Raw genomic sequence first — 21,533 nt, 5'->3', positions numbered from 1 at the left:
CTCCGGAGCGGACTTTGGAGCAGGTTCTTTGGGTTCCTGCTGACAATTAGCTTACGTGCCACGACAGCGCTCCGCTACCAATCTGAATAACTACTTTCACTTTACTTTTTCCAGCCCCGAATTTAGGGCCGGACCCGGCATTTGATCAAGGTCCTCGTCCCCTTGTAGTGCACCCGGCGCAGGCCTAGCGTTAACTTGCACAGGAAGGGGTGGTCCACGTGGAGATCTTCATGTGGTGGCTGGACATAGACCTCAAGAGCAAGGAATGGCTGCGGGAGAACCTCCGCGCCACAGAGCTTCCGCTGGAAGTCCTGCAACGCATTGCCGACGTTGGCGGCCCGCGCCTTGAGGAACTGGCCGGCGGGCTAAGCGACGCCGACTGGGACTTCATTGAGACGCAATCCGAGTTCGTGGACTGAGGCGGTTTCCTAGAAGCGGTTCATAAAACCGTTGCGGCCCCCGCGATGGGATGGTTGCATGGGGTTCATGGCTACCGCAGAGAGTTATGTCTTGGCGATCGGGACCAAAAAAGGATTGTGGCTGGCACGCAGCACAGACCGCAAGGAATGGTCCCTCTCCGGTCCGCACTTCCTCATGAGTGAAATCCCAAGCATCGGGATCGATACGCGCGGGGACAATCCCCGGATCATGGTGGGCGTGCGCTCCGAACACTGGGGTCCCACCGTGGCCCACTCCGATGACCTGGGCGCCACATGGACCGAGCCCGAACAAGGCGCCATCAAATTCCCGGAAGGCACCGATGCCGCTCTGGAACGGATCTGGCAGATCTATCCTGACTCGGCCTCCCGGCCCGGGGTGGTCTGGGCAGGTTGCGAACCGATCTCCGTCTGGAAATCGACCGACGGCGGCGAGCACTTCGAGTTGAACCGCGGCCTATGGGACCACCCGCATCGCAGCGAATGGGGAGCCGGTTACGGCGGCGCTGCCGCCCACTCGATCGTGGTCAACCCTTCCGGGGAGAACGTCCACGTCGCCATGAGCACGGGCGGCGTCTACCGCTCGCTCGACGGCGGAGCCTCCTGGGAGGCCCGCAATAAGGGGATCTCGGCGTACTTCATGCCCGATCCCAATCCAGAGTTCGGGCAGTGCGTGCACAAGATCGCCGCGGATGCCGCCGTCGAAGGCAGGTTGTATGCGCAGAACCACCACGGCGTGTACCGCACGGACGACAACGGCGAAAACTGGGTTTCAATCGCCGACGGCCTTCCCGCTGATTTCGGCTTCGTGATGCTCACCCACCCCCGCCGCGAAGGGACGGCCTGGGTGGTCCCGATCAAGGCCGATAGTGAGCGGATTCCGCCGGACGGCCATCTCGCGGTGCACCGCACGGATGACGCCGGTCAGTCCTGGAAGCGCTTGGATGTGGGCCTCCCGGACCATGAATACAACGCCGTGCTCCGTGACGCAGCCGCGGTGGATTCTGCTGAACCTGCCGGGGTGTACTTCGGAACACGCGGCGGTTCGGTCTACGCCAGCGCCGACGAGGGCGAGTCCTTCATCGAAGTCGCCTCGCACCTGCCTGATGTTTTGTGTGTGCGGGCTGCCGTTGTCTTTACTGATGTGGCCGCCGAATTGGCTGCTGCCGTCGCAACATCCGGCCTGCCGGCCTAGGACGGACCTTGCCTGACATCACGGTGCTTTTGCCCAGCGTTCTCCAGCCACTCGCCGGCGGGCAGTCCTACCTGACTACGCCCGCCGACGGAGCTGTGACCGTGGAAAGTTTGCTTGATGCTGTGACCGGGGACTACCCGGTGCTGGCCCGGAGGATCCGGGATGAAACCGGTTCGCTCCGCCGCTACGTGAATATTTACGTGAACGGCGAGGAGGTCCGGCGTCTGAAGGGTCTGGATACTGAGGTTGCTGCCGGCCAGGAGGTCTTGATCATCCAGTCCGTGGCTGGCGGCTGAGCGGTTCGGGGCCAGGTCAGGCCACTCGCCAGACTGTGCATTCGTCGGTATTGATGGCCTTGCGCAGGCCCGTCAGCTGATCCATGATCCAGACGACGCCGATGCCCGGGGCCGTTTCCTGGACGCTGCCCCTGCGGATGACGACGTCATCGTAGGAGGGTCCGACGGAGAGGCGGGCTTCGATCTGGTCGCCGCGGTGCAACTGGTCAAGTGCGCGGATTCTTGTGGGGTGGGTCGATACTTCCTTCAACATGGTGGCCTCCCTGGCTGGAGCTGCCAGCGTTTGCCGGCTATTCCAGTGTGGCGGCCCAATGTTGCGGTGTGGTTTCGTATGGGTTAGCCGTGGGTAAGACTTCAGGGACAAAGAAAATCCGTGGTTCCACACGGGCCCAGAGGGCGGCCGGTGTGGAACCACGGATTTGTTTGAGGCAGCGTCCTACTTCAGGCCGAGCTCCGCCGTCGGGGTCTTGAAGGATTCGCGGGCGGTCATCGCGGAGACCGCTGCGATGACGCAGATGACGCCGGTGAAGATGCTGATCTGGACCCAGCCACCGGCCTTGGTGCCGCCCATTGCGGTGACGATCGTCGGGGCGAACCCAGCCATGAGGAAGCCGATCTGGGTACCGATGGCCAAGCCGGAGAAACGGACCTTGGTGCTGAACATTTCGCCGTAGAAGGAGGGCCACACGGCGTTTGCAGCGGCGTATCCGAGGGAGAAGTACACCACGGAGACCAGGAACATGAGCGGCACGTTTCCGGATTCGAGCGTCAAGAGGAACACCGGCGTCATGATGGCGCTGGCTACGGCGCCGTAGATGAAGACGGGCTTGCGGCCGATCCGGTCGGCCATCCTGCCGAACACCGGCTGCGTGCCGAGCGCGACGACGTTTGCCGCCACGACGAGCCACAGGGTGATGGTGCTGTTCACGTGGGCCACGTCCTTGGCATAGGCAATGGCCAAGGTGCCGAAGACAGTGCTCACTGCGGAGATAAAGGCGCAGCAGATAACACGCAGGACGTCGGCCCAGTGCAGCCGGAGGAGGTCGGCCACGGGAAGCTTGGCGATCTGGTTGTTCTTCTTGGCCTCGGCGAACGCCGGCGGTTCATGCAGTGTGCGACGGATGAAGAACGCTACGAGGACCACCACGGCGCTGAGCCAGAACGGGATGCGCCAGCCGATACCGTACTTGATCTCGTCGGGAAGGGCGACGACGGGGATGAAGACCAATGCTGCGAGGATCTGGCCACCCTGGGTTCCCGTGAGGGTCCAGGAGGTAAAGAACGAGCGACGGTTGTCCGGAGCGTGTTCCAGGGTCATGGACGAAGCCCCGGCTTGTTCACCGGCGGCCGAGAGGCCCTGGCAGAGGCGTGCGAAGACCAGCAGCGCCGGAGCCCACCAGCCGATGGACTTGAAATCGGGGAGGCAGCCGATGATGAAGGTCGCACCGCCCATGAGTACCAAGGTAAACATCAGCACGCGCTGGCGGCCGATGCGGTCGCCGAAGTGCCCCAGGATGATGGCTCCAACGGGCCTTGCTACATAGGCGAAGCCGAATGTCGCGAACGACATGATGGCAGCGTTGGCGTCGGCGCTGGGGAAGAAGACATGCGGGAAAATCAAGGCCGCGGCCGAACCGAAGATGAAGAAGTCGTAGTACTCGACGGCGCTGCCGAGGAAGCTGGCGAGGGCTGCCTTCTTCGGCGTTCCCGCCGTGGCAGTGCCCGGCGTCGTAGACGGGATCGTGTGACTCATGGTGTTCCTTTGTGTGACGGCGATGTCGCATCTGGCTGAAATTTGCTTGCCTGGAACGTCGTTGTGGGTCCGGCAGCGGCCTCACACTGTAGCCACATTGTGAGAGCTACTTGTGCGATATAGCAATGATGACTGTGAGCACCGTCACTTGTCAAGATATTTACTCACCATCTAGATATAGCTCTCACGATGTGGCAATCTTTAGTTATGGATGTGAAGGAAGACACAAAAACCGACATGATCGGCAAGGCCCTGGGCCTCCTCGTATTGCTGGGCAATGAGCCGAAGGGGGCCAGCGCCTCGGAGCTCGCCCGCCAGGCGGAGCTGCCATTCAGTACCACCTACCGGCTGCTCGGATCCCTGACCCGCGACGGATTCGTCGACTACGAGGCCGACGGTCGCCGCTACCATCTGGGACTTCGTGTCTTCCAGCTCGGTCAGCGGGTATCAAACCACCACGGCTTTGCGGGTACCGCACGGCCCATCCTGCAGCGCGTGACGGAAGGGACCGGCGAAGCCACCATCCTTTCGGTCCGGGATGGCCACCACCATCTCACGGTCAACAAGGTGGACGGCCCCCAAATGTTCCGGGTCACGAGTGATCCGGGGCATCTTGGAATGCTGCACACCACGGCCGTGGGCAAGGCGCTTGTTGCCTTCGCGGACGACGACGAGCGCAAGCAGTTGGTGGAAGAGCTCGAACTGGAGCCGCTGACGGAGTTCTCCATTACCGACCGCGACGCTTTCCGCCTGGAAATCGAGAAGGTCCGGCGCCAGGGCTACGCGATCATGGACGAGGAAAACGAGGTGGGCATGCGCGCCGTCGCCGTCCCGGTCCTCAATTCCCAGGGCGTTGCGTTCGCCTCGCTTGCCACTGCGGTCCCCGTTTTCCGGATGAGCGTGGAGCAACTGGTGGCGGTGGTCCCCTTGCTGAAAAGCGCTGCATCCGAGCTTGCCGACCGCCTGCCGCAGCGCTAAGCGGCACTCACTTTTGTTCGCGATAAGAACACTGGTGCAATATATGAACATTTTGTGTAGTCTGATTCATACCGCCCGGCGGAGCGGCAGGCTCTGGACGTCCCGAGGGAATCCAGAGAGGGCCGATCCGCGGGTGCAGTTGTCAAAGGAGCAATGAGCATGAGCAACCGAGCCGAATCCTTCCTGGTGGGCCTTATCGGCGAAGGCGTATCGCCTTCGCTGACGCCGCCCATGCATGAGAGGGAGGCCGACGTCCAGGGGCTGCGCTACCTGTACCGGCCCATCGACCTGCTGGAGCTCTCCCTGCCCGGCTCCGCCGTCGGCGATCTGCTGACCGCAGCTTCCAGGCTTGGCTACAACGGCCTCAACATCACGCATCCATGCAAGCAACTGGTGCTGCCGTTCCTGGACGAGGTTTCCGAGGACGCCCGGCGGCTCGGTGCGGTGAACACCGTGCTGATCGAGGACGGCCGCTTCATCGGCCACAACACAGACTTCTCCGGCTTCGGCTCAGCTCTGGCCAGCGGCCTCCCCGACGCCGGACTGCAGCGCGTCGTTCAGCTCGGCGCCGGTGGTGCCGGCTCCGCCGTCGCATACGCCCTCCTTTCCGCGGGGGTCAAGTCACTGGACCTTGTGGACGTCGATCCGGCGCGCTGCGCCGAACGGGCGGCGGAACTCGCCGCGCTGTTCCCGGGCAGCACCGTCACGGCGCGCACGACGGCGGAGCTGCCGCAACTCATGCCGCTGGCCGACGGTTTGGTGCACTGCACGCCGGTGGGCATGGCCGCACATCCAGGCCTACCACTCGACATGTCCCTCGTTGACTCCCGCCACTGGGTGGCTGACATCGTCTACCGGCCGATCGAAACGCAGCTGGTGCTTGAGGCCCGCGCCAAGGGTTGCCGCGTGCTCGACGGCGGTCGCATGGCCGTGGGACAGGCCGCCGACGCTTTCCGCATCTTCACCGGCCGAGAGGCCGATCCGGAACGGATGCGGGCACATTTCCTGGAGCTGGTGAGCGCCGAAGAATCCAAGGCTGAAGAGTCGAAGGCCGACAAGGCACTCGCCGGAGCGGGGCACTGATGCGCACGGGAATCGCCACGGTCTGCCTTTCCGGCACGCTCAAGGAAAAGATGCAGGCCTGCGCGATCGCGGGCTTCGACGGCATCGAGATCTTCGAGCAGGACCTCGTCACCTCCCCGCTTAGTCCTGAGGACGTGCGGAAAATGGCGGCGGACCTTGGACTCGGACTGGACCTCTACCAACCGTTCCGCGACTTCGACAGCGTCTCCGAAGACACCCTGCTGGAAAACCTGCGCCGGGCGGACGCCAAGTTCAAGCTCATGTCCCGCCTCGGCATGGACACCATCCTGGTGTGCACCAACGTGGGAACCGCCACGATTGACGACGACGATCTCCGGGCCGAGCAGCTCTCCCGCCTCGCGGAATTGGCCGGGGACCACGGCGTCAAAGTAGCGTACGAGGCCCTGGCCTGGGGCAAGTACGTCAGCGACTACGAGCACGCGCACCGTTTGGTGGATACCGTGGACCACCCCAACCTGGGCACGTGCCTGGACTCCTTCCACATCCTTTCCCGCGACTGGGACACCGCACCCATCGAGGCAATCAAGCCCGAAAAGATCTTCTTCGTCCAGGTGGCCGACGCTCCGAAGCTCTCCATGGATGTCTTGTCCTGGAGCCGCCACTATCGCGTGTTCCCGGGGGAAGGACAGTTCGAGCTGGCCAAGTTCATGGGCCACGTGGCCCGTGCGGGATACTCCGGCCCGGTCTCGCTGGAGGTCTTCAACGACGTCTTCCGCCAATCCGATGTGGACCGCACTGCCGTCGACGCGATGCGCTCGCTGATCTGGCTTGAGGAACAGAGCGCCAAGTGGCTCGACGCGAACGCGACGTCCCCGACGCCGGGAGATGCCAGCGGTGACTCGCTCGCCAAGGCTGCCGGCCGCCGTCGTTATCCCATGGAACTGGCCACGCTGCCCAAGGTGGCTGAACCGGGCGGATTCAACTTCGCCGAAGTCAAAACCGATGACCCTGCACAGCTCGAGACGCTTCTGGGCCACCTCGGCTTCGAATTCGACGGCCGGCACCGCACCAAGGACGTGCAGTTATGGTCGATGGGCCACGCGCGCGTCATCATCAACGAACAAGCGCCGTCGCACAGTGAACCCGCCATCGCGGCGTTGGGGTTCGACGTCGACTCTCCCGTGATTGCCTCGGCCCGCGCCCAGCAACTCAAGGCCCCCGTGGTGCCGCGCAAGGTGCAGGCGGACGAGGAAGTGTTCCAAGGCATCGCCGCTCCGGACTCGACGGAGATCTTCCTCTGTCAGGGCAGCCCCGACGGCACCGCCGCCTGGACCCGCGAATTCGGCGAGGGCCTCGAGCATCCTGCCGCTGGAGCGCGAGCCGTCATCGACCACGTGAACCTGGCCCAGCCCTGGCAGCACTTCGACGAAGCCGTCCTCTTCTACACGAGTGCCCTCGCGCTGGAACCTCAGCCGTTCGCCGAAGTGCCGAGCCCCAGCGGCCTGGTGCGCTCGCAGGTCATGCAAACGTCTGACCGCGCCGTGCGTCTGGTGCTGAACCTTGCTCCGGTGCTTCAGCAGGAACCCGGGCAGCAGGGACCAGGCCAGCATGGCAACGGCGCCCGCAAGAGCTACCAGGAACACATCGCGTTCGCGGTGGAAGATCTCGTGGCCACGGCGCGGGCGGCTCATGCCCGTGGACTCGACTTCCTCCAAATACCGGCCAATTACTACGAGGACCTGGATGCCCGCTTCGCCTTGGATCCTGCCTTCCTTGCCACCCTCAAGGAACTGAACCTTCTCTACGACAGGGACGCCAACGGTGAATTCCTCCACTTCTATACCGCCACGGTGGGCAGCGTGTTCTTCGAAATGGTGGAACGCCGCGGCAACTACGACGGCTACGGCGCCCCCAACGCCCCCGTGCGGCACGCCGTCCAATACGACTCGCTTCACGCCCATCACGTGCATCGCTAAGCAGAAACACCAGCAGAAACCAGGAAAGCAACCACCCGAAAGGAGCCGGCCGTGCTGCTAGACGCAAATGCCGGGCACTACCAAGACGACGAGCTCGTACCGGCGGCCGAACCGCATGCCGGGCACGCGCCGTTGGACGCCGCAGCCGAAACCCAAGCGGATCTCAGCGCCGAGATCAAGGCCATCGGCGAAGCGTACGCCCGGGCGCTCAAGGACGGCGCCGCGCCGGAGACCCAGCCCCGACTGGACTTCGCGCCGTACCGCAGCAGCATCCTGCGCCACCCCACCAAGAGCCTGCACCACGCGGACCCGGAGACCATCGAGCTGTACTCGCCGGCGTTCGGGCACCAGGACGTGCACGCCTTGGAATCGGACCTCACCATCCAGCACAACGGCGAACCCCAGGGCGAGCGGATCATCGTGCAAGGCAAAGTGCTCGACGGCGACGGCCGCCCGGTTGCCGGCCAGCTCGTGGAGATCTGGCAGGCCAACGCTGCCGGCCGCTACATCCACAAGCGCGACCAGCACCCCGCCCCGCTCGACCCCGACTTCACCGGCGTCGGACGCTGCATCACCGGACCGGACGGCTCCTACCGCTTCACCACCATCAAGCCCGGCGCCTACCCGTGGAAGAACCACCTCAACGCTTGGCGGCCTGCGCACATCCACTTCTCGCTGTTCGGCACGGATTTCACGCAGCGCATCGTCACCCAGATGTACTTCCCGGGCGACCAGTTGTTCCCCTTGGACCCGATCTACCAATCGATCGTGGACCAGGACGCCCGCGACCGCCTCGTTGCCAAATACGACCACGAGCTGACGAGCCCCGAATGGGCCCTCGGCTACAACTGGGACATCGTCCTCAGTGGCTCGAAGCGGACCTGGACCGAAAACGAAGCCTTTGGCGACGCCGGGGATGAGGAGTAGAACATGAGCAAGCTGACACCTACACCAGGCCAGACCGTTGGCCCGTTCTACGGTTACGCCCTCCCTTTTAATAAGGACAACGAGCTCCTCGCCCCGGGCAGCGCCGGAAGCATCCGTCTGCAAGGCACTGTGTACGACGGCGCCGGAGAAGCCATCCCGGACGCCATCCTGGAGATCTGGCAGCCGGACTCCGAAGGCAACGTGGTCCAGCGCACGGGCTCACTTGTCCGCGATGGCTACACCTTCACCGGCTGGGGCCGCGCCGCGGTAGGAAACTCCGGTGTGTACACCTTCACCACGGTCAACCCCGGCCCCACTGAACCGGGAGCGGCTCCGTTCATTTCCGTCGCCGTTTTTGCGCGTGGCCTCATGAACCGCCTGTTCACCCGCATCTACTTGCCGGAAAACGAGGAAGCGCTCGCCGCCGATCCGCTGCTCAGCTCCCTCGATCCCGAGCGCCGCAGCACCCTGATCGCGCGCCGCGACGCGGATGGTGGCCTCACGTGGGATCTGCGCCTCCAGGGCGAGAACGAGACCGTTTTTCTCGACTTCGAAGGTGCCTCCCAGTGAGTGGCGACGGCGATTTCGGGCTGCTCAGCCCGGTTTCGGCGTCGCCCGCCGTGGTGGCGCTGACGGGTGACCGTGCAGTGATCGCGGCCATCCTCGACGTCGAGGCCGCCTGGGCATCCGTGCTCGAAGAGGCCGGCTTCGCGCCCCCCGGTTCTGCCGCCGTCGTCACCGAGGCCGCGGAATCCTGGGCCTACGACGCCGCATCCATCGCCGAACGCGCACAAGGTGGCGCCAACCCGGTCATTCCGCTGCTGGCCGATCTCCGGGGCAGGGTCAAAGGGCTGGACGCTAGCGCGCTTGCCGCCGTGCACACCTCGTTGACCAGCCAGGACGTCCTGGATTCGGCCCTGATGCTGCTCGCGCACCGCGTGGTTTCCGCCCTTCTCGCCGAGGTAAAGGGCACGACGACGGCGCTCGCCGGCCTTGCGGAACAGCATGCGGACACGCTGTGCGTGGGTAGGAGCCTGACGCAGCATGCGCTTCCGTTCACCTTCGGTCTCAAGGCGGCGCAATGGTTTCACGGAGTGGCCGCCGCGGCCCGTCGCCTCGAAGCCCTGGAGTTCCCTGTCCAGTTCGGCGGCGCCAGTGGGACCCTGGCTGCCGGTACCGTGCTCGCGGAGGGCTCGTCGTCGAGCCCCTTTATTCTGGCCGATGCCTTGGCCGGGAAACTGGGCCTCGCTCCCGTTCCGGCTCCATGGCACACGAACCGGCTGGCCGTCACGGGACTCGGCGACGCCTTGGCTTCCCTCACGGACTCCTTTGGCAAGATCGCCTCGGATCTGCTGTTCCTCAGCCGCCCCGAAGTTGCCGAGCTGGGTGAACCCCTTGCCGCGGGCCGCGGCGTCTCATCGGCCATGCCGCAAAAGCAGAATCCGGTGCTGTCCGTGCTGATCCGCAGCGCGGCGCTCCAGGCTCCTGGCTTGGCCGCGCAGCTGCACGTCGCAGCCACGAACTTCAACGACGAACGCCCGGACGGTGCCTGGCACAGCGAGTGGCCTGCCCTGCGGGGCTTGCTTCGGCTCACACTCGGCGCAGCCACCCAGCTGCGCGAGCTCGCCGAAGGCCTCCGCGTCTTCCCAGAGGCGATGCGCCGCAACCTGGAAATCTCCGGGCCGTTGCTCCTCAGCGAAGCCGTCGCATCCTCCGTTGCTCCGCTCCTCGGCGCGGACAGGGGCGATGCGAAGGCCAAGCTGCAGGCCGTCGTCGACGAGACCCTGCAGGCACCCGCAGCGGAGCAAGCCCGGATCTACACCAAGCTCCTCCGCGAGGCCGTCCCGGCCGGCAAGCTGTCCGACGAGGAACTGAAGGCACTTCTGGATCCTGCGAACTATGTCGGCGAGGCAGCCGAGATCAGCCGCCGCATCCTCGCCGCTTACCCCGAATTCGCACACACCAATCCGAAGGGAGCCGATCGTGGCTAAACCCATCGTCAAGGCGGTGTTGCTGTCCCCGCAGCGCACCCTGGGGGAGAAGCCGCTCCTGGTGGTGGGGCCCTCGCTCGGAACGTCCACGGTGCTCTGGACCGAGACGGCAGCGCTGCTCGGCGGTGAGTTCGACGTGATCGGCTGGGACCTGCCCGGTCACGGCGTCTCGCCCGCAGCCTCCGAAACGTTCAGCGTCGCCGAACTGGCCGACGCGGTGGTTGACTTGGTGGACTCGATCGCGCCCGGCGCCGTGTTCCACTACGCCGGGGACTCCCTGGGCGGCGCCACCGGTCTGCAATTGGCCATCAAGCACGGAGAACGCCTCAAGTCCCTGTCCGTGCAATGCTCCGGAGCGAAGCTCGGTACGCCCGAGGGGTGGCTGGAACGGGCTGAAACCGTTCGCGGACAAGGTACCGCGGTGATGATCCAGGGTTCGGCGCAGCGATGGTTCGCTCCCGGTTTCATGGATCGCCAGCCCGTGGTCAGCAGTCGCCTTCTGCATGCCCTGCGGGACGCCGACCGCTTCAGCTACGCCTTCTGCTGCGAGGCCCTCGCCGGCTTCGATGTCCGCTCCGAGCTCGGCAGCATCACCGTCCCCACGCAAGCATTGGCGGGTGTCGAGGACACTGTTGCACCGCCGTCGTTCGCTGAAGAAATTGCCGCGGGCATCAACTCCAGATTCAACACAGGTGGCGGCAGCGCTGTTGCCGTAGCGCTCGACGGCGTCGGGCACCTAGCGCCCGCGGAGGCGCCTGCCGTCGTCGCGGACCTCATGCGGACGTTCATGACGGAGGCCGGAAAATGAGCACTGATCCTTCGCAAGGCGCCGTTCAGCGCGACGCTAGCTCGCAGGAAATCTACGACGCCGGGATGGTGGTCCGCCGCGAAGTGCTCGGCGATGCGCACGTGGACCGCGCCAACGCCAAGAAGGACGAATTCACCGAAGACTTCCAGGACATGATCACCCGCATCGCCTGGGGGGGCATCTGGACCCGTCCCGGCCTGACCCGCCAGATGCGCTCCGCCGTCACCATCACCGCGATGGTGGCGCATGGGCACTGGGAAGAACTGGCCATGCACATCCGCGCGGCCGTCACGAACGGGCTGAGCAGGGACGAAATCAAGGAAATCCTGCTGCAGACCGCCATCTACTGCGGAGTCCCCTCCGCCAACACCGCATTCAAGACCGCGCAAGGCGTTTTCGCGGAACTCGACGAGACCCCCGAATCCCCCACCCCACCCAACTGACTCGCATTAGATGTCGTTTTGAGCCCTCATAACGACATTAACTGCGAGGTAGTTGGGACTACAGAAACTTAGAGGAGACCCCATGAACCAGGCGTATGTGTACGACGCCGTGCGCACACCTTTTGGAAAATTCGGCTCGGGCCTTGCCGGGGTCCGGCCGGACGACCTCGCTGCCCACGTGGTGCGCGAAGCCGTCAAGCGCGCCCCTGCCCTGGATGTTGAGCGCATCGACGAAGTGGTGTTCGGCAACGCCAACGGCGCCGGCGAGGAGAACCGGAACGTCGCCCGCATGGCCACCCTCCTGGCCGGGCTCCCGACGTCGATTCCGGGCACCACGGTCAACCGCCTGTGCGGTTCCTCCCTGGACGCCGCCATCATCGCCTCCCGCCAGATCAATGCCGGCGACGCCGAGCTGATGCTCGTGGGCGGGGCCGAGTCGATGTCCCGCGCTCCGTGGGTGTTGCCCAAGACCTCCAAGCCGTACCCTGCCGGGGACATGACCCTGGCTTCGACCACGCTGGGCTGGCGGCTGGTCAACCCGGCCATGCCGAAAGACTGGACCATCTCCCTGGGCGAGGCCACCGAGCGGCTGCGTGAGAAGTACGGGATCACCCGGGAGCGGCAGGACGAGTTTGCCGCGGCCTCGCACAACCTCGCGGCAGCCGCCTGGGACGAGGGCTTCTATGACCAGTTGGTGACCCCGGTACCGGGCACCGAGTTGGTCCGTGACGAAGGCATCCGGGCGGGCTCGACGGCGGAGAAGCTCGCCGGACTCAAGACCGTTTTCCGTCCCGAAGCCAGCGCCCCGGAAGGGGGAACGGTCACCGCGGGCAACGCTTCGCCGCTGTCCGACGGCGCGTCCGCGGCTTGGATCGGCAGCGAAAGCGCCGCCGGGCTGCTGGGGCTCGAGCCGCTCGCCCGCATCGCCGGACGCGGGGCGCACGGAAACGATCCCCAGTTCTTCGGCTACGCGCCGGTGGAGGCCGCCAACAAGGCACTCGCGAAGGCGGGCATCGGCTGGGAGCAGGTGGGCGCCGTCGAACTTAACGAAGCTTTTGCCGCGCAGTCCCTGGCCTGCATCGACGCATGGGGAATCGACCCGTCCATCGTGAACCGGCACGGCGGCGCGATCGCGATGGGCCACCCGCTGGGCGCGTCGGGCACGCGCATCCTGGGGACCTTGGCCCGCAGCCTGCAGGCTTCCGGTGAGCGCTGGGGCGTCGCGGCGATTTGCATCGGCGTTGGGCAGGGCCTGGCCGTGGTGCTGGAGAACGTCACCTCCGGCGTAGCCGGAAAAGGAGCCTAGGGCCATGCTGAAATTCATTGACACTGTTGGCGAGGCTGTCGCCGGCATCAAAGACGGTTCCACCGTCATGATCGGCGGCTTCGGAAACGCTGGCCAGCCGTTCGAACTCATCGACGCGTTGCTCGATTCCGGCGCCACCGACCTTACCGTGGTGAACAACAACGCGGGCCAGGGCGACCAGGGCCTCGCACTGCTCATCAAGGAAGGGCGGGTCCGGAAGATGATCTGCTCCTTCCCGCGCCAGTCCGATTCCTGGCACTTCGACGCTAAGTACAAGGCCGGGGAAATCGAACTGGAACTCGTCCCGCAAGGAAACCTGGCCGAGCGCATCCGGGCGGCTGGCGCGGGGATCGGCGGGTTCTTCACACCCACCGGCTACGGCACCATGCTCGCGGAAGGCAAGCACACGCGCTTCCTCGACGGCAAATGGCAAGTGTTCGAGACGCCCATCCACGCCGACGTCGCGCTCATCAAGGCGCTCAAGGCCGACGGCAAGGGCAACCTCGTCTACCGCAAGACCGCCCGGAATTTCGGCCCCATCATGGCCGCCGCAGCCAAGCACACCATCGTCCAGGTGTCCGAGATCGTCCCGACCGGCGCCCTGGACCCGGAGAACGTGGTGACCCCCGGAATCTACGTCAACAGCATCGTGAAGGTGGCCTGACATGAGCATCCAAACCTCAACAACACCCCTCGGCCGCGACGACCTCGCGCGCCTCGTGGCGCGGGATATCGCCCCGGGCTCGTTCGTGAACCTCGGCATCGGCCAGCCCACGCTCGTCTCCAACTACCTCACGGAAGAGCAGAACATCACGCTCCACACGGAGAACGGGATGCTCGGTATGGGCCCGGAGGCCAAGGGCGAGGAGATCGACGGCGACCTCATCAACGCCGGCAAGATCCCCGTCACCGAACTCCCCGGTGCTTCGTACTTCCACCATGCCGATTCCTTCGCGATCATGCGCGGCGGCCATCTCGATATCTGCGTCCTTGGCGCTTTCCAGGTGTCGGCCACGGGTGACCTCGCTAACTGGCACACCGGAGCCCCGGACGCCATCCCGGCCGTCGGCGGGGCGATGGACCTGGCCACCGGCGCGAAGGACGTGTTCGTCATGATGACTCTCCTGACCCGTGAGGGCGTGTCCAAGCTTGTGGACACCTGCAGCTACCCGCTCACCGGCGTGGGCTGCGTGACGCGCGTGTACACGGACAAAGCGGTTTTCCTGATAGGGCCCGACGGCGTGACCGTGCGTGAGACGTTTGGCTGCACCTTCGAAGAACTCCAAGCGCTGGTGCCCGTCCCTCTGAAGGCGGCGGGCGCCGTCGTTGGCGTCTAAAGGGCAGCGCGAGCTGGCAGCAGATGCCCCTTGGATCGACTTTTGAGGGAATCTGGTGCCAGCTCGCGCCAATAAGATTGGTAACCATGACCGATGCAGCAGTAGCCGGAGCGCCTCAGGCCGGTGCTCCCCAGGCGAGTGACCAGTACGTGCAATCGCTGGCACGCGGCTTGTCCGTGATCCGTGCTTTCGACGCGGCCAACCCCGTCATGACGCTCAGCGAGGTGGCGGCGCGCACCAACCTGACGCGTGCCACGGCCCGTCGGTTCCTGCACACACTGGTGGAGCTGGGCTATGTCCGCACGGACGGCAAGACCTTCGCGCTCACGGCCATGGTGCTGCAGCTTGGCTACTCGTATTTGTCGGCGTTGTCCTTGCCCCAGCTCGCGCAGCCGCACCTTGAGGAGCTGTCGCTGAAACTGGGGGAGTCGACGTCGGCCGCGGTGCTGGATGGCGCGGACATCTTCTATGTGGCCCGCGTGACCACTCGCCGGATCATGACGGTCGGCATCTCGGTGGGCACCCGCTTCCCCGCCTACGCCACGTCCATGGGTAGGGTGCTTCTGGCCGGCCTGCCGCAGCAGAAGCTGGACGAGTACCTTTCCTCGGTGGAGTTCGAGGCCCTGACACCGCGGACCATCACGTCCCGCGAGGAACTGCTGGCTGAGCTGAACCGAGTGCGCAGGCAGGGCTGGTGCCTGCTGGACCAGGAGCTGGAACTCGGGCTCATGTCCATCGCTGCGCCGGTATGGAACCACAATGCTGGCCATGTGGCTGCCGCGGTCAACGTCTCGCTTCAAGCCCAAAACGTCGCTGCCCAACCGGACCCGGAGGCCTACCTCGAATCGGTCAAGGAGCAGATTGTTGAAACCGCCCGGGCGATATCGCAGGACGTTTCGGCGAAGCACTAGCCTCGTTGCGACGGCGCGTTGCCACCGCGCGTTGCAGCGCGTAGGCTCACGGCCCATGACCGACGTGGACGAGCAAGGACGACCGGAACCTCCCCTCGCGGCCGACGAGGCCGCAACCCTGCTGGGCTTCCTGGATTACCAACGAGCCACCTTGGCATGGAAGTGCGCGGGGCTCGACGCATCCGGCTTGGGAGCGAGCGTGGCTCCGACGTCGATGACCCTCGGCGGCCTGCTCAAGCACATGGCCTATGTTGAGGAGCACTGGTTTTCCCAATGCCTGCACGGCTGGGACCGCCAGCCTCCTTGGGACGCCGTGGACTGGAAAGCCGACCCGGACTGGGAATGGCACTCGGCCGCCGAGGACTCACCTGAGCAGCTCCGGGCGCTATGGCAGGACACGGTGACCCGCTCCCGCTTGTTAGTCGCTGAAGCAATGGACGACGGCGGCCTGGATCGGCTTGCCGCACGCACCTGGTCCGATGGCCGGGCACCCAGCCTGCGGTGGATCGTGCTCCACATGATCGAGGAGTACGCGCGACACAACGGCCACGCCGACCTCCTCCGGGAATCGGTGGATGGGGTTGTCGGGGAGTAGCCCCCGCTACCGCGTCAGCTTGGCGCCGTCCGGGTGTTCGTCGCCGATGTGCCCGGGAGCGTTGGCGGCCAGGACGCGTTGAACGAACGCGCTGAATTCCTCCATGTAGTGGCGCAAGAGGGCCGCGGTTCCTTCGTCCCGGACGGATCCGTCCTCGTTGTAGGACGCCGGATCGAACTTGATGTAGGCCTCCGGGGCGTTCAGTTGCGGTGCGTCGAGGAAGCTCAGGACGCTGCGCATGGAGGACTGCATCACCGCCGTGCCGATGCTGCCCGGAGATGTGCCGATGATGCCAGTGGGCTTGCGCGCGAAGGAGTTGGTTCCCCAAGGCCGCGATCCCCAGTCGATGGCGTTCTTCAAGGCGCCGGGGATGGAGCGGTTGTACTCGGGGGAGACGAAAAGGATGCCGTCCGACGCCGCAATCGCGTCTTTCAACGCCCGGCCTGCGGGCGGGAAATCGGCGTCGTAGTCGGAGCTGTAGAGGGGCAGGTCCTTGATGGGGATCTCGGTGAATTCGAGTTCCTCCGGCGCTACGCTAATGAGCGCCTTGGACAGGACCCGGTTGATGGAGTGGCTTGAAAGGCTGCCGACGAAGTATCCGATCTTGTACGTGGCCATGGCAATGTTCCTTCCCGACGGCGCGGCCGGAACCGGCTCATCGACGGTGCGGTAACTGGAGGCTCCCAGCCCACAGCGAGCTTAGTAGAGCGGCTCGAAGATGGGAATGGCCGGTCGGCGTTGGGCGCCTACTCCCGCCCGGGCCTTCCGCGTCCTAGACTCAAGCCAACAACGGCTCGGGGCAATGGGGTTTCGGGAAGGGAGCGCAGGTGAAGCTTGGCATAGCGCGGGAACGCCTGGACGGTGAAAGGCGCGTGGCCGCGACGCCCGAGACCGTCACGCAATTGGCCGGACTCGGTCTTGAAGTCGTCGTCGAAAGCGGTGCTGGAACCGCTGCGGGCCACAGCGACGACGACTATCGCCAGGCAGGGGCCCTCATCGTCCTCGCCTTGGATCTCGCCCGATTGGACGTGTACGCGCACGTTCGCCCCCTCGAACCCACGACGGCGGCCGCGCTGCGCCGGGGCGCGGTCACCGTGGGCCTGGCCTCGCCGTCGTCGGAACTTCCCACCGTCCGCGCGCTCGCGGAAGCGGGTGTGACCTCCTTTGCGCTTGAGCTGGTGCCGCGCATTTCCCGCGCACAATCCATGGATGCGCTCACCTCCCAGGCCCTCGTGGCCGGGTATCGCTGCGTGCTTGAGGCCGCGATGCGCCTGCCCCGCTTCTTCCCGCTCTACATGACCGCCGCCGGAACCATTCCGCCGGCCCGCGTGCTGGTGCTGGGCGCCGGGGTGGCGGGCCTGCAGGCCATCGGCACCGCGAAGAGGTTGGGCGCGCGCGTCTCCGCCAACGACATCCGGCCGGCGTCGGCGGACGAGGTCGCCTCGATGGGCGGCACGTTCATCAAGCTCGACGTGGAGACGGCGGAGGCATCCGGCGGCTATGCCCGCGAGCTCAGCGCCGATCGCGGTGCCTTGCAGCGCGAACTGCTCGCGCCGCACGTGGCCCAGGCCGACGTGCTCATCACGACGGCGGCGGTCCCCGGACGGCGGGCCCCGCTCCTGGTGAGCCGCGAAATGGTTCAGCACATGCGCCCAGGCTCGGTGGTCATCGACCTCGCCGCCGAATCCGGCGGCAACGTGGAAGGCTCCGTACCCGGCATGGATCTCCAGATCCCGACGGCTGACGGCCAAGGTACGGTCACCTTGGTGGGGATGAAGGATGTCGCCTCTGCGATGCCGGCTGACGCCTCACGCCTCTACGCGAAGAACGTCGCCAACCTGCTTGCCCTCATGACTTGTGATGGAGCCGTTGTCCCGGACTTCGGCGATGAAGTGGTGGCGGGCGCGTGCCTGACGCACGACGGCGAGGTGCGGCACGGCCCGACGGCTGAGGCGCTTGCGGCACTCTCGGCCGAGGCGGCGGAATCCATAAGCTCCGCCAACGAAGGAGTCTCCTGATGGACGGCATCGCCCTGCTCACCATCACCGTCTTGGCGGTCTTCGTGGGCTTCGAAGTGGTCTCCAAGGTCTCAAGCACGCTGCACACGCCCTTGATGTCCGGGGCCAACGCCATCCACGGAATCATCCTGGTGGGCGCCATCATCGTTGCCGGGCAGGCCTCGGACCCGTGGGTGCTCGCAGTGGCGTTGCTCGCCGTCGTCCTCGCCACCGCCAACCTGGTGGGCGGCTTCGTGGTGACCGACCGCATGCTGGAGATGTTCCGCGGCCGTAAACGCGTAGCGCCGCCAGCCGGGAAGCCCGACGCCATAAAGGCCGAGTCCAGAGCATCAGGGTCCAAGGAGGGCATGCGATGACCCTCATCGATCCGGTGTGGACCTCGCTCCTCTACCTCGCTGCCGCCGTGTGCTTAATCCTCGCGCTCAAGGGACTGAACTCTCCCCGCACCGCCCGGCGAGGCAACCTGGTGGGCGCCTTCGGTGCGGCGCTCGCCGTCGCCACGGTCTTCTTCTCGGTCAAGATGGACAACGTTCCCTGGATCCTGGGCGCAATGGTGGTCGGTTCGGGCGTGGCCGCACCGGTCGCACGCCAGGTCAAGATGACCCAGATGCCGCAGCTCGTGGCGCTGTTCAATGGCGTTGGCGGTGGTGCCGCGGCGCTTGTGGCACTCCTGGAACTCGCGCACTCGGAGGACCACTGGGTGCGCGTGGCCATTGTCTTCACCCTGTTGGTGGGGGCTGTCTCGTTCGCAGGTTCCGCCATCACGTTCTCCAAACTGCAGGAGCTCATGACCACCCGTCCGGTGGTGTTTCCCGGCCTGCCGACCCTCATGGGAGCGGTGCTGATCGCGGCGGTGGGTGCCGCCGTCGCCGTCGTCTTCAGCGGTTCCCTCGCGCTCGCGCTGCTGCTCCTGGTGCTCGGACTGGCGGCGGGCGTTCTGCTGGTGCTGCCGGTAGGCGGCGCGGACGTGCCGATCGTCATCTCACTCCTGAACGCCTTCACGGGCCTGGCCGTCGCCGCCTCCGGCCTGGTGCTTGGCAATGTGCTCTTGGTGGTGGCCGGTACGTTGGTGGGCGCCTCGGGCACCATCCTCACGCGCGCCATGGCTGCGGCCATGGGCCGCAGCGTTGCGGGTATCCTCTTCGGCGCCTTCAAGGGAGGCTCGACGGCGGGGTCGACGGCGGTGAGCGACCGCCCCGTCCGCTCCTCCAGCCCGGAGGACGTGGCCGTGCTCCTTGGCTACGCGCAGCGGGTCATCATCGTTCCTGGTTATGGGCTCGCTGTGGCCCAGGGGCAGCACACGGCGGCGGAACTGGCCCTTGCCTTGGAGGCGAGGGGCATCGACGTGGATTTCGCGATCCACCCGGTGGCGGGGCGCATGCCGGGGCACATGAATGTCCTGCTCGCCGAAGCCAATGTGCCCTATGAGTCCCTCAAGGAAATGGGCGAGATCAACTCGGAATTCCGGACGGCCGACGTCGCGCTGGTGGTCGGCGCGAACGACGTCGTCAATCCAGCTGCGAAAACCACCGCTGGCTCGCCGATCTACGGCATGCCCATCCTCGAAGTGGCCGACGCGCGCCAAGTAGTCTTCCTAAAGCGCTCCATGCGGCCTGGATTCGCGGGAATCGAGAACGAACTCATGTACGAACCGCAGACCACGCTGCTGTTCGGCGACGCCAAGGAGTCCCTGGCCAAGGTGTTGAGCGCAGTCAAAGCGCTCTGATTTCGTTAACCAGCCCTAGGGTGCCCGTCTGCTTCCATGCTGCCCAATCGGGTGAGCACACTCAGGATCGGGAGCCGCTGCTGCTGTCCAGCCGAGTGAGCTCACTCAAGACGCAGCCGGATTCAACGCCCTATCATCGGCCGAAGGCCTAGGGAGGAATGCTCCCATCCTTGACGGTTGCCATGGCTTCGAATGGACGGTGAGTGGAGTGGCTAGACTCTCGACGCGGGAGCAGAAGGTGCCGCGGCGCTTCGGGGTCCGGTGGGGTGCCATTGGTGCGTGTGCCGCCATGGTCCTGGCAATCCTGAGCGGTTTTGCTTTGCCGGCGCATGCGGCTGCAAACACCATCATCACGCTGACCTTCGATGACGGCAACGCCGACCAAATGACCGCCGCAGCCACGCTGAAGAACCTCGGGCTTCACGGCACGTATTTCGTCCCCTCCGGATGGATAGATCAGCCGAGCTATTTCACGTCGGCGAACTTGCAGCAACTCTACGCGGACGGCAACGAGATTGCCGGGCACACGGTCACCCACCCCGATTTGGTCACCTTGACGTCGGATGAAGTAACGCGCCAGGTGTGCAACGGCAGGGTGGCCCTGGCCAATATGGGTTTCAAGGTCACAAGTTTCGCCTATCCCTTCGCTTCTTTGGACCCTGCCGTGCAGACCATCGTCAAGAATTGCGGTTTCAACAGCGCACGCGGGCTCGGGGACCTCTACAGCAAGGACGATCCCGGGCTCCCGGCCGCGGAGACCATCCCGCCAGCCAATCCCTACGACACCGCGGCACCCGAAGAAGTGGACAGCACCTGGACACTGCAGAACCTGGAAAATTCTGTGACCAGGGCCCAGGCAGCTGGGGGTGGCTGGGTTCAATTGACCTTCCACCACATCGCAGTCGGGACCGATCCGACGCTCACCATCAGCCCCACCTTGTTCAACCAATTCGCGTCCTGGCTAGCGCAACAACAGACGGCGGGCAGCGTTGCCGTCAAGACCGTTGACCAAGTAATTGGTGGCGCGGTCCAGCCCCTCGTCTCCGGCCCGCCGGTGCCACCGCCGCCCGCGCAGGGGACCAACATGATCCAGAACCCGAGCCTGGAAACGCTTACCAGCGGAATTCCGCTGTGCTGGGCCGCGGGTGGATACGGGACCAACACGCCCAGCTATTCAGTGGTCTCGCCTGGCCACACGGGCAACAACGCAGAACGGTTGACCATGAGCGGCTACGTCAGCGGTGACGCGAAGCTCCTGCCGGCCCTGGACCTTGGCGGCTGCTCACCCACGGGCACGCCAGGCCATATCTATCAGCTCAGCGCTTGGTACAAATCCAATGTCATCACCCAATTCGAGGTCTACTACCGAACGGGAACGGGGTACTGGACGTACTGGACCGCGAGCCCGCTGTTCAACGCAAGTAGCAACTGGACCCAGATCACTTGGACCACGCCGGCCCTCCCGGCAGGCGCCTCCGGTATCAGCTACGGACTGAACATCCAATCCAACGGATCGATCACCACGGACGACTACTCGATGATCGACGTCAGCCCGGCTACCGCGACGGCGCCTGCGGCTCCGGCCGGTGTGGCCGCGACGGCGGGCAACGCCTCCGCGGTGGTGTCGTGGACGGCTCCGGCCAACGGCGGCTCGGCGATCACGTCGTACGCCGTGACCCCGCATGCGGGGGCCACGGCCCTGGCTCCGGTGACGGTTACCGGAAATCCGCCCTCGACGACGGCGACCGTCACCGGATTGACTAACGGCACGGCCTACACCTTCACGGTCACG

The 21,533-nt window shown here is 65.4% G+C and carries 23 protein-coding genes; 20 read left to right on the top strand and 3 right to left on the bottom strand.

Annotated elements, in window-relative coordinates:
• Positions 1-218 precede the first annotated feature (218 nt).
• The 3 genes from ACFVTG_RS14170 to ACFVTG_RS14160 are packed head-to-tail and all read left to right on the top strand — an operon-like array spanning position 219 to position 1,928.
• On the top strand, positions 219-419 hold the full coding sequence (locus ACFVTG_RS14170) for a hypothetical protein (RefSeq protein ID WP_059388808.1): 201 nt from the start codon (positions 219-221) through the stop codon (positions 417-419).
• 58 nt (positions 420-477) lie between these two features.
• Entirely contained in the window at positions 478-1,632 is a 1,155-nt protein-coding gene (locus ACFVTG_RS14165) for a WD40/YVTN/BNR-like repeat-containing protein (RefSeq protein ID WP_390281376.1), read from the top strand.
• Between the two features lie 8 nt (positions 1,633-1,640).
• Positions 1,641-1,928: a MoaD/ThiS family protein gene (locus tag ACFVTG_RS14160; protein WP_284751077.1), complete on the top strand. Its 288-nt coding sequence runs from the start codon at positions 1,641-1,643 to the stop codon at positions 1,926-1,928.
• Positions 1,929-1,944: 16 nt separating this feature from the next.
• Here ACFVTG_RS14160 and ACFVTG_RS14155 read toward each other — a convergent pair whose 3' ends face one another.
• A complete protein-coding gene (locus tag ACFVTG_RS14155; RefSeq protein ID WP_059388807.1) occupies positions 1,945-2,181 on the bottom strand; it encodes a hypothetical protein in 237 nt (78 codons plus the stop codon).
• A gap of 183 nt (positions 2,182-2,364) precedes the next feature.
• Complete coding sequence (locus ACFVTG_RS14150; protein ID WP_284751078.1) at positions 2,365-3,681, bottom strand: MFS transporter; 1,317 nt, start codon at positions 3,679-3,681, stop codon at positions 2,365-2,367.
• 207 nt (positions 3,682-3,888) lie between these two features.
• On the opposite strand from ACFVTG_RS14150, the gene ACFVTG_RS14145 reads away from it, so the two are divergent.
• From ACFVTG_RS14145 to ACFVTG_RS14085, 13 genes are all read left to right on the top strand, one after another.
• Entirely contained in the window at positions 3,889-4,659 is a 771-nt protein-coding gene (locus tag ACFVTG_RS14145; RefSeq protein ID WP_059388805.1) for an IclR family transcriptional regulator, read from the top strand.
• A gap of 159 nt (positions 4,660-4,818) precedes the next feature.
• A complete protein-coding gene (locus tag ACFVTG_RS14140; protein ID WP_390281372.1) occupies positions 4,819-5,742 on the top strand; it encodes a shikimate dehydrogenase in 924 nt (307 codons plus the stop codon).
• Complete coding sequence (locus ACFVTG_RS14135; protein ID WP_390281370.1) at positions 5,742-7,679, top strand: bifunctional sugar phosphate isomerase/epimerase/4-hydroxyphenylpyruvate dioxygenase family protein; 1,938 nt, start codon at positions 5,742-5,744, stop codon at positions 7,677-7,679. The genes ACFVTG_RS14140 and ACFVTG_RS14135 overlap by 1 nt, the downstream gene beginning before the upstream one ends.
• 54 nt (positions 7,680-7,733) lie before the next feature.
• Complete coding sequence (gene pcaH, locus ACFVTG_RS14130) at positions 7,734-8,606, top strand: protocatechuate 3,4-dioxygenase subunit beta (RefSeq protein ID WP_390281565.1); 873 nt, start codon at positions 7,734-7,736, stop codon at positions 8,604-8,606.
• Positions 8,607-8,609: 3 nt separating this feature from the next.
• Complete coding sequence (pcaG, locus tag ACFVTG_RS14125; protein WP_390281368.1) at positions 8,610-9,176, top strand: protocatechuate 3,4-dioxygenase subunit alpha; 567 nt, start codon at positions 8,610-8,612, stop codon at positions 9,174-9,176.
• On the top strand, positions 9,173-10,597 hold the full coding sequence (locus ACFVTG_RS14120; RefSeq protein WP_390281366.1) for a lyase family protein: 1,425 nt from the start codon (positions 9,173-9,175) through the stop codon (positions 10,595-10,597). The genes pcaG and ACFVTG_RS14120 overlap by 4 nt, the downstream gene beginning before the upstream one ends.
• Positions 10,590-11,405, top strand: a complete 816-nt coding sequence (locus ACFVTG_RS14115; RefSeq protein ID WP_284751083.1) for an alpha/beta fold hydrolase — start codon at positions 10,590-10,592, stop codon at positions 11,403-11,405. The genes ACFVTG_RS14120 and ACFVTG_RS14115 overlap by 8 nt, the downstream gene beginning before the upstream one ends.
• Positions 11,402-11,848: a 4-carboxymuconolactone decarboxylase gene (gene pcaC, locus ACFVTG_RS14110; RefSeq protein ID WP_390281363.1), complete on the top strand. Its 447-nt coding sequence runs from the start codon at positions 11,402-11,404 to the stop codon at positions 11,846-11,848. Before ACFVTG_RS14115 ends, pcaC begins: the two co-directional genes overlap by 4 nt.
• An 82-nt stretch (positions 11,849-11,930) precedes the next feature.
• Complete coding sequence (locus ACFVTG_RS14105; RefSeq protein WP_390281361.1) at positions 11,931-13,154, top strand: thiolase family protein; 1,224 nt, start codon at positions 11,931-11,933, stop codon at positions 13,152-13,154.
• Positions 13,155-13,158: 4 nt separating this feature from the next.
• Positions 13,159-13,818, top strand: a complete 660-nt coding sequence (locus ACFVTG_RS14100; RefSeq protein ID WP_234752852.1) for a 3-oxoacid CoA-transferase subunit A — start codon at positions 13,159-13,161, stop codon at positions 13,816-13,818.
• 1 nt (position 13,819) lies between these two features.
• Positions 13,820-14,491, top strand: coding sequence for a 3-oxoacid CoA-transferase subunit B (locus ACFVTG_RS14095; protein WP_390281358.1), 672 nt, complete (start codon positions 13,820-13,822; stop codon positions 14,489-14,491).
• Positions 14,492-14,577: 86 nt separating this feature from the next.
• Entirely contained in the window at positions 14,578-15,402 is an 825-nt protein-coding gene (locus ACFVTG_RS14090) for an IclR family transcriptional regulator C-terminal domain-containing protein (RefSeq protein WP_390281356.1), read from the top strand.
• Between the two features lie 55 nt (positions 15,403-15,457).
• Positions 15,458-15,997, top strand: a complete 540-nt coding sequence (locus ACFVTG_RS14085; RefSeq protein ID WP_390281353.1) for a DinB family protein — start codon at positions 15,458-15,460, stop codon at positions 15,995-15,997.
• A gap of 6 nt (positions 15,998-16,003) precedes the next feature.
• On the opposite strand, the gene ACFVTG_RS14080 is transcribed toward ACFVTG_RS14085, so the two are convergent.
• Positions 16,004-16,615, bottom strand: coding sequence for an NADPH-dependent FMN reductase (locus ACFVTG_RS14080; protein WP_390281351.1), 612 nt, complete (start codon positions 16,613-16,615; stop codon positions 16,004-16,006).
• A 209-nt stretch (positions 16,616-16,824) separates the two neighbouring features.
• Between ACFVTG_RS14080 and ACFVTG_RS14075 the strand changes: the two genes are divergently transcribed.
• The 4 genes from ACFVTG_RS14075 to ACFVTG_RS14060 all read left to right on the top strand — a co-directional run.
• Positions 16,825-18,015, top strand: a complete 1,191-nt coding sequence (locus ACFVTG_RS14075; protein WP_284751091.1) for a Re/Si-specific NAD(P)(+) transhydrogenase subunit alpha — start codon at positions 16,825-16,827, stop codon at positions 18,013-18,015.
• Entirely contained in the window at positions 18,015-18,371 is a 357-nt protein-coding gene (locus ACFVTG_RS14070) for an NAD(P) transhydrogenase subunit alpha (RefSeq protein ID WP_284751092.1), read from the top strand. Before ACFVTG_RS14075 ends, ACFVTG_RS14070 begins: the two co-directional genes overlap by 1 nt.
• Entirely contained in the window at positions 18,368-19,741 is a 1,374-nt protein-coding gene (locus tag ACFVTG_RS14065) for an NAD(P)(+) transhydrogenase (Re/Si-specific) subunit beta (RefSeq protein WP_390281349.1), read from the top strand. The genes ACFVTG_RS14070 and ACFVTG_RS14065 overlap by 4 nt, the downstream gene beginning before the upstream one ends.
• A gap of 208 nt (positions 19,742-19,949) precedes the next feature.
• Positions 19,950-21,533: polysaccharide deacetylase family protein (locus tag ACFVTG_RS14060; RefSeq protein ID WP_390281347.1), on the top strand; the 1,584-nt coding region annotated here is incomplete at its 3' end.

The organism is Arthrobacter sp. NPDC058127 (assembly GCF_042884555.1).
In the GTDB taxonomy this organism is placed as follows: Bacteria; Actinomycetota; Actinomycetes; order Actinomycetales; family Micrococcaceae; genus Arthrobacter.
This window is presented reverse-complemented; position numbering and strand designations above follow the sequence as displayed.

Bases quoted from the DNA above. Each gene is read 5' to 3' on its own strand.
- ACFVTG_RS14165 (WP_390281376.1), top strand. From the start codon at position 478: ATGGGGTTCATGGCTACCGCAGAGAGTTATGTCTTGGCGATCGGGACC.
- ACFVTG_RS14155 (WP_059388807.1), bottom strand. From the start codon at position 2,181: ATGTTGAAGGAAGTATCGACCCACCCCACAAGAATCCGCGCACTTGAC.
- ACFVTG_RS14150 (WP_284751078.1), bottom strand. From the start codon at position 3,681: ATGAGTCACACGATCCCGTCTACGACGCCGGGCACTGCCACGGCGGGA.
- ACFVTG_RS14145 (WP_059388805.1), top strand. From the start codon at position 3,889: ATGGATGTGAAGGAAGACACAAAAACCGACATGATCGGCAAGGCCCTG.
- ACFVTG_RS14140 (WP_390281372.1), top strand. From the start codon at position 4,819: ATGAGCAACCGAGCCGAATCCTTCCTGGTGGGCCTTATCGGCGAAGGC.
- ACFVTG_RS14135 (WP_390281370.1), top strand. From the start codon at position 5,742: ATGCGCACGGGAATCGCCACGGTCTGCCTTTCCGGCACGCTCAAGGAA.
- pcaG (WP_390281368.1), top strand. From the start codon at position 8,610: ATGAGCAAGCTGACACCTACACCAGGCCAGACCGTTGGCCCGTTCTAC.
- pcaC (WP_390281363.1), top strand. From the start codon at position 11,402: ATGAGCACTGATCCTTCGCAAGGCGCCGTTCAGCGCGACGCTAGCTCG.
- ACFVTG_RS14105 (WP_390281361.1), top strand. From the start codon at position 11,931: ATGAACCAGGCGTATGTGTACGACGCCGTGCGCACACCTTTTGGAAAA.
- ACFVTG_RS14100 (WP_234752852.1), top strand. From the start codon at position 13,159: ATGCTGAAATTCATTGACACTGTTGGCGAGGCTGTCGCCGGCATCAAA.
- ACFVTG_RS14095 (WP_390281358.1), top strand. From the start codon at position 13,820: ATGAGCATCCAAACCTCAACAACACCCCTCGGCCGCGACGACCTCGCG.
- ACFVTG_RS14090 (WP_390281356.1), top strand. From the start codon at position 14,578: ATGACCGATGCAGCAGTAGCCGGAGCGCCTCAGGCCGGTGCTCCCCAG.
- ACFVTG_RS14085 (WP_390281353.1), top strand. From the start codon at position 15,458: ATGACCGACGTGGACGAGCAAGGACGACCGGAACCTCCCCTCGCGGCC.
- ACFVTG_RS14080 (WP_390281351.1), bottom strand. From the start codon at position 16,615: ATGGCCACGTACAAGATCGGATACTTCGTCGGCAGCCTTTCAAGCCAC.
- ACFVTG_RS14070 (WP_284751092.1), top strand. From the start codon at position 18,015: ATGGACGGCATCGCCCTGCTCACCATCACCGTCTTGGCGGTCTTCGTG.
- ACFVTG_RS14065 (WP_390281349.1), top strand. From the start codon at position 18,368: ATGACCCTCATCGATCCGGTGTGGACCTCGCTCCTCTACCTCGCTGCC.